This is a genomic window from Paenibacillus sp. PSB04 (genome assembly GCF_025809195.1).
Lineage (GTDB): Bacteria > Bacillota > Bacilli > Paenibacillales > Paenibacillaceae > Paenibacillus_AQ > Paenibacillus_AQ favisporus.
Genome location: NZ_CP081301.1, coordinates 1,465,138 through 1,477,511 on the forward strand (window position 1 = coordinate 1,465,138; position 12,374 = coordinate 1,477,511).

A 12,374-nucleotide genomic window follows, 5' to 3' on the forward strand; every position below is an offset into this window, starting at 1 on the left:
TCTCCGGTATTTGCCGGAGGCGGCCTTTTTCAACAAATGCTAAATATTGTAGTTATTTGGCATGTACGTGAGCAGAAGCTCCGTTTGCCCTGAGCGGTACAGCCGCTCTCGTCTAGCTTGGATTATTTTTGCGTTTGATGCCTTCACGCAGCAGCCGGTAGGCGTTGATTTCACCGGTGTGCACGACGCGGGATTGCCCTTTTCTCGGGCGCAGCGGCGTGGCGGTTGCAACGAGGAGCTCTTTGATTTCGGCCGGCGACAGGTCGGGATTTTGGGCAAGCAGCAGCGCGATTGATCCGCTGACATGCGAGGTCGCCATGGAGGTGCCGCTCATCTCGTGGTACTTGCCGCGCGTCCAGGAAGAAATGATTTTATCGCCCGGCGCATAAATATCGATGAGGTCACCGCGGTTGCTGAAGGTGGCGATGCGGCGGTTCCGGTCGGTCGCTCCCACGGATATGGTCTGCCCGTACCTTGCAGGATAATCGATGCTCCGCCGCTTCCCGTCATTGCCGGACGAGGCGACGATCGAGATCCCGGCCGTATAGGCTTTGCCGACGATGTCCAGCAGCGCCTTGCTCTTGGTCTTCATGCCGAAACTCATATTGATGATGTGCATGCGGTTGCGGACGCACCAGTCGATTCCCTGGATAATGTCCGAGACATAGGCGGATCCGTTATTGTCGAAGGCTTTGACCGGAAAAATCATGGCCCGCGGGGCGACGCCGATCATGCCGTCAGGACCGTTCGCGGCAGCAATGGTTCCTGCAATGTGGGTGCCGTGCCCGTTGTCATCGAGCGGCAGCAGATGCCGGTGCAGCAGGTTGATCCCTTTGGCCAGCGACTGGCGCAGATCGGGATGATAGTAGTCGGCCCCGGTATCGATCACTCCGATCCGGATGCGGTAGCCCGTCGAAGTGGACCAGGCTTTGGGAGCCTGAATTTGCTTGACTCCGTACGGGATGCCTGGACTTTGGTTGACTTTGTTGTTCACCAAGGTATGGACCTGCATTTGGGTGTCTTCTTCAATAATAAGATCGTCATGGTACTTGGACATCAACCTGCTGCTGACCGGAAACGGAGCGATCATGGCCTTGAGGAGATCGGACACCTGAATGCCGGGCATGTTCGGATACCGAAGGTGAAGCATCTGCAGCCGATCCTGACAGGCATAGAAATGCCGCGGTTCGCGAAACCTGATAATGTTTTTTTCTCCGGACGATACGGGACTCTCCATATCTTCAAGCAGCATCTGGATAAAATCGGTGTAGTCCATGTTGGGCAGTCCCCCTCATAATGAACCCTGCTTTTGCATTGTATGAGCGGGGAGTGCGGCAGGAGTGGGAACATGCCCTTTTTTGACGAAATAGGCCCTGCCCCGATGTCAAAAGCCGGAGGCGGACATAATATAGACTGAAGAGGCCATGGGCGTCTCTTTCCAAGTCCCGTGAGGAGTTTCTCCTTTGTGGGCGGATACAGTCGGAAGGCGGAGGATACTCCGCCTTTTCATTCGCCTTTTTTGGGACAACCTTGCAGCCTTCCTTTATGCACTTAAAACTTGCATTTTATTTATAAATAGGTTTTACTTAGTTTTGATAATGGATATGTTGTTATAAGTAACGATATATAAGGTGAACTTTGCGTGAGAGGAAGTGTCCGTAAGTGAGTAACTCACTCCAGCTTAAAATGGATCCCGAGAAAATCCGGGAAATGCCAATGGTCGACCTGGCCTTTGCCATTTTGAAGGCGGCTAATACGCCGTTTTATTATCTCGACCTGATGAAAGAGGTAGCCAAGCTTCGCGGTTTGACGGATGAAGAAGTTAAAGAGACCGTTGCGCAGCTATATACAGAAATTAATATCGACGGCCGGTTTGCCTGCGTAGGAACGAACCTGTGGGGACTGAAGCGCTGGTATCCGATCGACCGCTCCGAAGATCCGATCAGCAGCTCCAAGCGTCCGCGCATCATTAACGATGACGACGATGATGAGGATGACGATTTCACGGACGAGGAAGATACGTTTGCTGAGGACAGCGACGATGATTTCGACCGGATCGACGAGGATCATGACGACATCTATTCCGATGACGATTCCGAGGAAGAAGTGGAAGATGACGAAGACGTGATGCTCGACGACGAGGACCTGGAAGATGAAGAGGCCGTTGAAGAGGATGAGGAAGAGGAAGAAGAAGACGACCTCGATGAGGAAGAAGATTAATTCCATTCGCAGAATCGCCAATCCTCTCTTGACACGGGACAAGGCACAGAGTAAACTATTGCATGGGCTTATGATTGAGATTTAAATATGCGTAAAATAATAAAAAGTGCCCCGTACTACGGGTGTCACTTTTTTGTTTTTTAATGCGGTATGTCATGGAAGCGGAACTCTCCTTCCACCATATTCGCGGGGGTAGATGAACTGGGAATGGAATGGAAATGATTCGTCTTTTTTAGTTCAATCTATATAATGTCGATTACCCAATTGTGCCATTTGATTTCAAATGGCGCATTGTTGTTCACAGAGAGAGAAAGCAACAAACTTGTTTCGGCCCGATTCCGATGAAAAAACGTGAATTGGGTTACGCTAAACATCATATGTCGCCTGAATTTCTGGACTTTAATAGGAGGGTTTTTACAGTGACAAAGTATATTTTTGTGACGGGCGGGGTCGTGTCTTCCTTGGGTAAAGGGATTACCGCCGCTTCACTCGGAAGGCTGCTTAAAAATAGGGGTTTAAAGGTGACGATCCAGAAATTCGATCCGTATTTGAACGTAGACCCCGGCACCATGAGTCCTTACCAGCACGGTGAAGTATTCGTAACGGACGATGGCGCCGAGACCGACCTTGATCTGGGGCACTACGAAAGATTCATCGACATCAACCTGTCCAAGAACAGCAATGTCACGACGGGGAAGGTGTACTCCTCGGTGATCAGCAAAGAACGCCGCGGGGAATATTTGGGCGGAACGGTTCAGGTCATTCCACATATCACGAACGAAATTAAGGAGCGGGTGTTCCGTGCAGGCCGCGAAGCAGGCTCTGACGTCGTGATTACGGAAATCGGCGGAACCGTCGGCGACATTGAAAGTTTACCGTTTCTTGAGGCCATCCGTCAGATCAAGAGTGAAATTGGCCGCGAGAATGTGATGTACATCCACGTGACGCTGATTCCTTACATTAAAGCTGCAGGTGAAGTAAAAACCAAGCCGACTCAGCACAGCGTGAAGGAACTTCGCAGCATCGGCATTCAGCCGAATGTGATCGTATGCCGGACGGAGCATGAGCTGTCTGCGGATATGAAGGCGAAAATCGCACTGTTCTGCGATATCGACGAAAGTGCGGTCGTGGAGTGCCGCGACGCATCTACGCTTTACGAGGTACCGCTGAACCTTCGCGATGAAGGGCTCGACGAGATCGTGGTCAACTACTTGAAGCTGACGACGCCGAAGCCGGACATGACCGAGTGGGAAAGCCTGGTAGATCGCATTAACAAGCTGGAGAAAACGGTGGAAATCGCTATCGTCGGCAAATATGTCGCTCTGCATGACGCTTATTTGAGTGTGGTTGAGTCCCTTTCCCATGCAGGATTTGACGCAAACGCCGATGTGAAAATCCGCTGGGTGAACGCGGAAGAAGTGACCGATGAGAACGTGGGCGAGCTGCTGCACGGCATCGGCGGCATTCTGGTTCCAGGCGGCTTCGGTGACCGCGGGATTGAGGGTAAAGTGTCGGCGATCCGTTACGCCCGTGAGAAGCAAATTCCGTTCTTCGGCATTTGCCTCGGCATGCAGGTGTCTGTGATCGAATACGCCCGTTCCGTGCTGGGACTCGAAGGAGCGAACAGCTCGGAAATCAACCCATCCACCGAGTATCCGGTGATCGACCTGCTTCCGGAGCAGAAGGATATTGAAGATCTGGGCGGAACGATGCGCCTTGGATTGTATCCTTGCAAGCTGGCCGAGGGCTCCCTGGCGATGCAGTGCTACAATGACGAGCTCGTCTACGAGAGACACCGTCATCGTTATGAGTTCAACAATGAGTACCGCGAGCAGATTGAAAAAGCGGGCTTGCGCATTTCCGGAACGTCCCCGGACGGACGTCTGGTGGAAATTGTGGAACTTCCGGGCCATCCTTGGTTCCTGGCTGTGCAGTTCCATCCGGAATTCACGTCACGTCCGAATCGTCCGCAGCCGTTGTTCCGTGAATTCGTGAAGGCTGCGCTGCAAGTAGAACGTTAATATACAGCTATGGGTCTCCCTCAGGAGGCCCATTTTTCATTTATATGAAGTTGCAGGAATTTGTATCTAGAAGGCGAATACCTTTAAATGGAGATTGCAGGAGTATGGAATTAACAGTTTAGTTAGGAATTAGGGGTTTGATTCGGACGCAGCTGATTGTTGGGAGGTAAGTTGAGTGGATAACAAAAAGGTATTGATCGTCGATGACCAGAACGGTATTCGCATTCTGCTCATGGAAGTGTTCAACAGTGAAGGTTATACGACGTTTCAGGCGGCCAACGGCAAGATTGCACTGGAAATTGTGGAGAAGGAATCGCCGGATCTGGTTCTGCTCGATATGAAGATTCCCGGAATGGACGGGCTTGAAATCCTGAAGCACATCAAGGAAATGAATCCATCCATCAAAGTGATCATGATGACGGCCTACGGAGAGCTTGATATGATCAAGGAAGCGACCGAGCTTGGAGCACTCATGCACTTTACGAAGCCGTTCGATATCGATGAGATGCGGGTGGCAGTAAACATGCAGCTCAAAGACAGCCCGGTTCAATTTGGTTAAAGCGATGGAATTCTGCTGAGCCGGCAGAATTCTTTTTTTTTGCCCTGCCCTTCCTATATCTGCTTAATTTCAAATGCTTGTTTAGCATTTACAATATGATGTGGTATAATAGCGCTGAATGCAATGCGAATTTCGGCTTAAAACCCTTAGATCAGACAAACACTTTTTAGGAGGATTGGAACCATGCCATTAGTATCCATGACAGACATGTTAAACAAAGCACTTCAAGGGAAGTATGCGGTTGGTCAATTCAACATCAACAACCTTGAGTGGACGCAAGCGATTCTTGCTGCCGCCGAAGAAGAGAAATCCCCGGTAATCCTGGGCGTATCCGAAGGCGCGGCTCGTCATATGGGCGGATTCTATACCGTTGTAAAAATGGTGGAAGGCCTGCTTCATGATATGAAGATTACGGTTCCCGTAGCCATTCACCTGGACCACGGTTCAAGCTTCGACAAATGTAAGGAAGCGATCGACGCTGGATTTACGTCCGTCATGATCGACGACTCTCACAGCCCAATCGACACCAACATCGAAACGACGCGCAAAGTTGTTGAATACGCGCATTCCAAAGGGGTTTCCGTTGAAGCCGAAGTTGGAATGGTCGGTGGTCAGGAAGATGACGTAATCGGATCTGTTATGTATGCCAAACTGGATGACTGCGTACGCATCGTCAAAGAAACCGGAATCGATACGCTGGCTCCGGCGCTTGGCTCTGTTCATGGACCTTACAAAGGCGAACCAAACCTCGGTTTTAAAGAAATGGAAGAGATTCGCGACGCCGTGAACCTTCCACTCGTTCTTCATGGCGGGACAGGCATCCCGACGCATGATATCAAGAAAGCCATCTCTTTGGGCACATCCAAAATCAACGTCAACACAGAGAACCAAATCTCGTTCACCAAAGCGGTGCGTGAAGTTCTTGCTGCTAAACCGGACGTATACGATCCGCGTAAATACATCGTTCCAGGCCGCGATGCCATCAAGGCAACTGTTGTCGGCAAAATCCGCGAGTTTGGATCCAACAACCAGGCTTAATGTAACACAAGGTTTGAAGTAGGGCCCAGCCCTACAGTGTGGTTCATGATATAGAGGGCTGCCCCGCTCCGGGGCACCCAATTGAATAGCAAGGAATGGAAAGCACACCGCTTAGCCGGTGTTTTTCCATTTCATACACCAAAATGGACACAGAACTATTTTGCGGCTGCGAAGTATGTGGGGGGAACCTTAGCTTATGGAAAAATTGATGATCAGCGGTGGACGCCCACTGCAAGGCACCGTTTCAATCAGTGGGGCGAAGAACAGCGCCATCGCGTTGATTCCCGCGGCTATTTTGGCGGAGTCCGAAGTAATACTGGACAACCTGCCGCTGCTTAGTGATGTGGCGGTTTATGCAGAAATACTGGAAGAGCTTGGGGCAAAGGTATCTTGGGATGGGAGCCAGATGAACATCGATCCTTCGCGGATCGTATCCATTCCGATGCCCAACGGGCCGGTGAAGAAGCTGAGAGCCTCCTATTATATGATGGGTGCGCTGCTTGGCCGGTTTAAGGAGGCTGTCGTCGGTCTGCCGGGAGGATGCAATTTCGAGCCCCGTCCGATCGATCAGCATATTAAAGGTTTTGAAGCGCTGGGCGCGACCGTGACGAACGAGCATGGCGCGATTCATCTCCATGCGAAGGAGCTGCGCGGGGCAAAAATTTACCTCGACGTATCCAGCGTAGGCGCGACGATTAACATTATGCTGGCGGCTGCCAGAGCCAAAGGCTCCACAATTATCGAAAATGCGGCGAAAGAGCCTGAAATTATAGATGTGGCCACGCTTCTGAACTCCATGGGAGCCATTATTAAAGGCGCCGGCACGGAAACGATTCGTATCGAAGGCGTATCCGAGCTGCACGGCTGCCGCCATTCCATCATCCCGGATCGGATCCAGGCGGGAACATATATGATTGCCGCCGCGGCAACGCGCGGTGACGTATTGATCGACAATATTATTCCTAAGCATTTGGAAGCTGTTACAGCCAAGCTGCTGGAGATGGGGGTCCAAATCGAGGAGCTCGACGAGAGCATTCGCGTGATGGGGAGTCCATCATATGGCCATGTCGATGTGAAAGCACTGATATACCCAGGATTTGCTACAGATTTACAATCGCCAATGACCAGTCTGCTAACCCAGGCTGAAGGCGTAAGCGTGCTCAGCGATTTTGTCTACAGCAACCGGTTTAAGCATGTGCCGGAGCTGGTCCGCATGGGCGCTAAAATCCGCGTCGAGGGCCGTTCGGCCGTCATCGAGAAGAGCCGCCTAAATGCGGCCAAAGTCAAGGCTTCCGACCTCCGAGCGGGGGCTGCGCTGGTGATCGCCGGCCTTACAGTCGAGGAAGGCGTGACGGAAGTGACTGGCGTGGAGTACATCGACAGGGGTTACGATCACCTCGTCAGCAATCTGCGGATGCTTGGCGCCGATGTCTGGCGCGAACAATAATCAGGGTGCTGTAATATTAGGAGAATGCGGGAAATAGATTGAATGAAGCTGATTTTTTCGTCATGACCTGCATATCTCCTTCTAATTTGGGTAATCCTATCCTAATGAGGATTTTCATAGACTCATAGATTAGCGTCTTCCTCCATTTGATGCTAAGCTCTTGTCAGGACTTATAAAATTGAATAGGTGGTTATTACATGGATTTACAAATTGCCGATTTGGAAGAAATGAAGCTGACCGAATTGTACAAACTGGCGAAGAAGTACCAGATCCCTTATTACGGTCAGTTGAAGAAGAAAGAACTGATTTTTGCTATTTTGAGAGCGCAGGCCGAACAGAGCGGACTTATGTTTATGGAAGGTGTGCTCGAGATTCTCCCGGAAGGTTACGGCTTCCTAAGGCCGATCAATTACCTCCCAAGCACCGAGGACATTTATATCTCCGCCTCCCAGATTCGTAAATTCGACCTTCGTACGGGAGACTTGGTATCAGGGAAGTGCCGCGCACCGAAGGAGAACGAGCGGTATTTCGGTTTGCTGCAAGTTAATGCGGTCAACGGGGAGAGCCCGGAGACGGCATCCGAACGGTTACACTTTCCGGCACTGACTCCTCTCTATCCGCAAAAGAAACTTGTGCTTGAAACATCCCCTAACCATTTGTCTACTCGAATTATGGATTTGCTCGCCCCGGTCGGTCTGGGACAGCGCGGTTTGATCGTTGCACCTCCAAAAGCAGGTAAAACGCTCCTCTTAAAAGAAATTGCCAACAGCATTTCCACCAACAATCCCGAGATTGAACTTTTTGTACTGCTGATTGACGAACGTCCTGAGGAAGTGACGGATATGCAGCGTTCCGTAAAAGGAGAGGTGGTTGCGTCAACGTTTGATGAGCTGCCGGAGAACCACATCAAGGTTGCGGAACTGGTACTTGAACGCGCGCTGCGTCTGGTTGAGCATAAGAAGGACGTTGTCATTTTGATGGACAGCATCACCCGTCTGGCCCGTGCTTACAACCTGGTCATCCCGCCATCCGGACGTACGCTGAGCGGTGGTATCGATCCGGCGGCATTCCATCGTCCGAAGCGGTTCTTTGGTTCTGCCCGGAACGTGGAGGAAGGCGGCAGTCTGACCATTTTGGCCACAGCGCTGATTGATACCGGTTCGCGGATGGACGATATCATTTATGAAGAGTTTAAGGGAACCGGCAACATGGAGCTGCACCTGGACCGCAAGCTGGCCGAGCGCCGCATTTTCCCGGCCATCGATATCCGCCGTTCGGGAACGCGTCGTGAAGAAGTGCTGTTAACGAAGGATGAGCTCGATACCATTTGGGCGATCCGTAAAAATATGAACGAATCCGCCGACTTCGTGGAGGGATTCTTGAAGAAATTGCGTGACTGCAAAACCAATGCCGAATTTTTGGCTTCCTTTGACGTGCATGGAGCAGGAAACGGCCATAGCCGCAGTTCCTCCTCGTCCTCGAACAGCCACAGCAGCAACCGGCGCACCTCACGCCCGTCGACGGCTTCCGTGCCGCTGACTTAAATTTAGCATAAAGAGGAGAACATCATGTATCTGGTATATGCCGATGAAAAAGGCAACGTATTTGATCATCCCACTCTGTACGGTCTCGGCCGCAGCGCGGATATGATCGTGGAAATTATGGAAGATGAGCTGATTCCCCTGCCGGAAGGCGCGACGCTGGTCGGCCTCCCCAACACCCGTGCCATCGGTATGGATCCGGAAACGGGTGAGATGACGGCGCTCCCGGGAGACGCTCAGGCTGTGGGGGCACTGCTCCCGCAGGGTTACACCCGGTTATGCCTGCCCGGCTATGTGAAGACGGACAAGGAATACAAGCTGCCGCTCTTTGGTTACTCGGCTGTCGTGTGGAAGGACGGACAATTTTACACGACGGGCAGACTGTCGGATGACCCGGAGAAGTGGAACCCGCTGAACTGCGATGTAGAGGAATTGGAACTTGGCGTGAAGCGTCTGACGGAGAAATATCCGGAGAACCGGCTGTACCAGCATTTATCCAATTGTGCGCTCGGTTATGAATGTCTGACCGCATCCAATACGTTTTTGAATCGTTGGGAAGGGGCTGTTCCGGTATCTTACTCCTGTAATGCCGGCTGTTTCGGATGTATTTCAGAACAACCGGATGACAGCGGATTTGTGGCGCCCCAGACCCGGATGAATTTCAAACCGAGGGTGGACGAGCTCGTTCAAATTATGCTGGAGCATTTAAAAACGCCGGAGTCGATCATCAGCTTCGGACAAGGCTGCGAAGGCGAACCCTCCACACAGGCCAAAATCATCATTGAAGCGATGCGCGAGGTGCGTTCGATCACCGATATGGGATATATTAATATCAACACGAATGCCGGCCTGACGGATTTCATCCGCGGCATCGTCGATGCGGGTCTCGACCTGATGCGGGTGAGCACGATCAGCGCGCTGGACGACCATTACAACGCCTACTATAAGCCGCGTGGTTATACGCTCGCCAATGTGGAAAAATCGCTGAAGTATGCGTCGGACCAAGGCGTTTACACGTCCATCAACTATTTGATTTTCCCTGGCGTCACAGACCGTGAAGAGGAAATCGAGGCGATGGTGGAGTTTGCGCGCCGGACCAATCTGAAGCTGATTCAGCTGCGTAACCTGAACATTGATCCGGAGAGCTATTTGGAATTGATCCCGCCGGCCAAAGGCGAAATTTTGGGGATGAAGCAGGCGATTGAAATTTTCCAAGCGGAGCTTCCGGATGTGGTCATCGGTTCTTATACCCATGTTCCGCCTCCAAGCTTGATCCGCCCGAAAAAGCCGATTCTGTCTTAATCCGGCAGCGCCTGGAACGGGAAGAAACCATTGATTTATAGGCGCGTCCCTGCTATAATGAATTTATGTGTCAACATAACTCTGGGTCCGCCTGAGGCTCAGGGCAAAAAGAGGTGAAAGTCATGAAAACAGAAATTCAACCAAAATACCACGTTACTACGGTAACTTGCGCATGCGGCAACACGTTCGAAACGGGTTCGGTGAAAGAAGAGCTTCGCGTCGAAATCTGCTCCAACTGCCATCCGTTCTTTACTGGTAAACAGAAATTCCTGGATGCTGGCGGCCGTGTTGATAGATTTAAGAAGAAATACGGAATGTAATTGCTGCCTGGCAGCATAGATCCGTTATATTTTTAACAAATGACAATCCCCGGTTCGATGAACCGGGGATTTTTTCTTTAATAAAATATAATTACAATAAAATCCGATCCTGTATTCCGTAGGAACCTTCCTTATAACGTACCATGCATGTATTCCGCGTCTTAATTGTTCAAGTCGATCGATTGGCCGATTTTTGCCCATACGTTGGTTTTATTAAAGCCGAGGCGCCATAAGGCGATACCTTTCAGATTGTACCGTTTGGCCAGGCCAATTTTGGTGTTCACGGTGTTTTCGTTTTCGCTGGCAAGGTTAACACCGAGAACCAGTTTGCTGGCAGGCACCTGTTTGAGCGCAAGCTGGATGGCCGCATCCACTTTGTCGTTAGGCTGCGGGTTTTTCTCATCGGTATAGGCATATGCCATAACGATAAGCTCATCGGCCAGCGTGCCAAGCTTTTTATAATCGTATCCATGAAAAGAACCGTTCAGCGGCGGCAGGGCGATCGACAGCTTCAAGCCCTGGGCGTGAGTGGCGGCAGCTGCTTTTTGAACGAAAGCATTAAAGGATGCCTGTACAGCCGCTGCGTCCCCCGTAAGCCCGAGTCCTTCCAAGTCCAGCAGGATGCCTTGGAATCCGTTAGTTTTGGCCGTATCTACCATCTGTTGAATCAGGCTTGCCTGAAGCTCAGGATCCTGGGTCGCCTTCGTCAGTTCCATCTTGGTATCGCCGGAAAATACCATCAAATAAGGGGTGGTGCCGGCTGCAGCAGCGGAGCTGACGAGGCTCTCCGGCGTCACATCGCCGGCCGCTTGCGGCCATTTAAAATCCTGGCCTGTCGTTGTGAACCGGCCCTGATCGTCGATGCGACTCCAGCCAAAGGCGGCTGCGTCGAAGCTTGGAATCAGGCTCGACTCAGAAAATGACGAGATGGCGTAAAAGGCCAGCGTATACATTTTTTCTTGGGGGGACACGATTGTAACGGTATGCGTCGCCTGATCCCAGTTGACGCCGGCGCCGAACTGCTGGCTGAAGAAGCTGAGCGGAATTAGGACGCTTCCTCCGGACATTTGGGGAGCTACGGTCAGCGCCGTTTTGGTCCCGTCTACGGTCGCGCTGCGGCTTCCGACGGTCAGAACGACCTTTTTCGTGGAATCTTTGTCTGTCTTTACTGCTGTGATCTGCTTGGCCGAGGCATTCCACTGCACGCTGATGCCCAGCGCTTCGGAGATGGCCCGGAAGGGGACAAGTGTCGTTCCTTGAACGACTTTGGGTGCAGCCGGGAAAGGCAGCGGATATCCGTCCAGCACGATGCTGACGGGTGCAGCGGCGCTAGCCGGCTTCTGGCCGATGCCGCTCCAGGCAGTGGCTGCTATGAGCAGGCACAATGCGGTTTTGGTTGCTTTATTCATGCGCGATGTTCCTTTCCGTTTAAAATCGTATGTGTAGGATTGGTTGTGGTATAGGACCACTATATCAATAAACGTTTGCTAGATGAATATGGAACGAGAATAATAGATTTATTTTTGAGCGTTTATCCACTTTCTGCCGGGTGGTTGCTTTTTGTACAGGCATGCGATATACTTATTTTCACCGTGCTAGATGGGGAGGTAGCGGTGCCCTGTAACTCGCAATCCGCTGTAGCGAGGTTGAATTCCTGTTAGAGGTATTGTCGATGTGAGGTTTGGTCCCTGCGTGCAATGTTGACGGTTGGGTCCTCCGCAATGAGTACTTGTGAACCTGGTCAGGTCCGGAAGGAAGCAGCCATAAGCAAGCCCACTCTTGTGCCGGAGGATAGCCTAGCCCGAGTTGTTACGCAGGGGTGCCACTCGGATCGCAATCATCAATAACAGGTGCACGGCTTAAACTTGACAATGATTTCAGCATCTTTGCCATCAGGTGGTAAAGATGCTTTTTATTTATTCCGGA

Annotated in this window: 10 protein-coding genes and 1 other RNA gene; 9 read left to right on the forward strand and 2 right to left on the reverse strand. The window is 51.4% G+C overall.

Features of this window, described 5'->3' with window-relative positions:
- Window positions 1–112 precede the first annotated feature (112 nt).
- Window positions 113–1,276 (reverse strand): S8 family peptidase, encoded by a 1,164-nt coding sequence (locus tag K2F33_RS07095; protein WP_263881310.1) that lies wholly within the window; start codon window positions 1,274–1,276, stop codon window positions 113–115.
- A gap of 386 nt (window positions 1,277–1,662) precedes the next feature.
- Here K2F33_RS07095 and rpoE point away from each other — a divergent pair, with 386 nt between their 5' ends.
- The 8 genes from rpoE to rpmE all read left to right on the forward strand — a co-directional run bounded on the left by rpoE (window position 1,663) and on the right by rpmE (window position 10,448).
- Window positions 1,663–2,220, forward strand: a complete 558-nt coding sequence (gene rpoE, locus K2F33_RS07100) for a DNA-directed RNA polymerase subunit delta (RefSeq protein ID WP_076176957.1) — start codon at window positions 1,663–1,665, stop codon at window positions 2,218–2,220.
- Window positions 2,221–2,639: 419 nt separating this feature from the next.
- Window positions 2,640–4,241, forward strand: a complete 1,602-nt coding sequence (locus K2F33_RS07105) for a CTP synthase (RefSeq protein ID WP_076176958.1) — start codon at window positions 2,640–2,642, stop codon at window positions 4,239–4,241.
- A gap of 175 nt (window positions 4,242–4,416) precedes the next feature.
- A complete protein-coding gene (locus K2F33_RS07110; RefSeq protein ID WP_076176959.1) occupies window positions 4,417–4,800 on the forward strand; it encodes a response regulator in 384 nt (127 codons plus the stop codon).
- Between the two features lie 183 nt (window positions 4,801–4,983).
- Window positions 4,984–5,838: a class II fructose-1,6-bisphosphate aldolase gene (gene fba, locus K2F33_RS07115; RefSeq protein ID WP_263881311.1), complete on the forward strand. Its 855-nt coding sequence runs from the start codon at window positions 4,984–4,986 to the stop codon at window positions 5,836–5,838.
- A gap of 196 nt (window positions 5,839–6,034) precedes the next feature.
- On the forward strand, window positions 6,035–7,285 hold the full coding sequence (locus K2F33_RS07120; protein WP_076176961.1) for a UDP-N-acetylglucosamine 1-carboxyvinyltransferase: 1,251 nt from the start codon (window positions 6,035–6,037) through the stop codon (window positions 7,283–7,285).
- Window positions 7,286–7,482: 197 nt separating this feature from the next.
- Window positions 7,483–8,829: a transcription termination factor Rho gene (rho, locus tag K2F33_RS07125; protein ID WP_076176962.1), complete on the forward strand. Its 1,347-nt coding sequence runs from the start codon at window positions 7,483–7,485 to the stop codon at window positions 8,827–8,829.
- Between the two features lie 24 nt (window positions 8,830–8,853).
- Entirely contained in the window at window positions 8,854–10,128 is a 1,275-nt protein-coding gene (locus K2F33_RS07130; protein ID WP_116234523.1) for a radical SAM family protein, read from the forward strand.
- A gap of 122 nt (window positions 10,129–10,250) precedes the next feature.
- Window positions 10,251–10,448: a 50S ribosomal protein L31 gene (gene rpmE / locus K2F33_RS07135; RefSeq protein WP_076176964.1), complete on the forward strand. Its 198-nt coding sequence runs from the start codon at window positions 10,251–10,253 to the stop codon at window positions 10,446–10,448.
- A 161-nt stretch (window positions 10,449–10,609) separates the two neighbouring features.
- Here rpmE and K2F33_RS07140 read toward each other — a convergent pair whose 3' ends face one another.
- Window positions 10,610–11,857 carry a stalk domain-containing protein gene (locus K2F33_RS07140; RefSeq protein ID WP_263881312.1) on the reverse strand — a complete coding sequence of 416 codons (1,248 nt, stop codon included), beginning with the start codon at window positions 11,855–11,857 and terminating at the stop codon, window positions 10,610–10,612.
- A 181-nt stretch (window positions 11,858–12,038) separates the two neighbouring features.
- Between K2F33_RS07140 and ffs the strand changes: the two genes are divergently transcribed.
- Window positions 12,039–12,306, forward strand: an RNA gene (ffs, locus tag K2F33_RS07145) — signal recognition particle sRNA large type.
- Window positions 12,307–12,374 lie beyond the last annotated feature (68 nt).

Excerpts from the sequence above, each read along its gene's own strand:
- K2F33_RS07140 (WP_263881312.1), bottom strand. The coding sequence starts at position 11,857 with ATGAATAAAGCAACCAAAACCGCATTGTGCCTGCTCATAGCAGCCACT.
- K2F33_RS07130 (WP_116234523.1), top strand. The coding sequence starts at position 8,854 with ATGTATCTGGTATATGCCGATGAAAAAGGCAACGTATTTGATCATCCC.
- K2F33_RS07120 (WP_076176961.1), top strand. The coding sequence starts at position 6,035 with ATGGAAAAATTGATGATCAGCGGTGGACGCCCACTGCAAGGCACCGTT.
- rpmE (WP_076176964.1), top strand. The coding sequence starts at position 10,251 with ATGAAAACAGAAATTCAACCAAAATACCACGTTACTACGGTAACTTGC.
- K2F33_RS07095 (WP_263881310.1), bottom strand. The coding sequence starts at position 1,276 with ATGGACTACACCGATTTTATCCAGATGCTGCTTGAAGATATGGAGAGT.
- rho (WP_076176962.1), top strand. The coding sequence starts at position 7,483 with ATGGATTTACAAATTGCCGATTTGGAAGAAATGAAGCTGACCGAATTG.
- fba (WP_263881311.1), top strand. The coding sequence starts at position 4,984 with ATGCCATTAGTATCCATGACAGACATGTTAAACAAAGCACTTCAAGGG.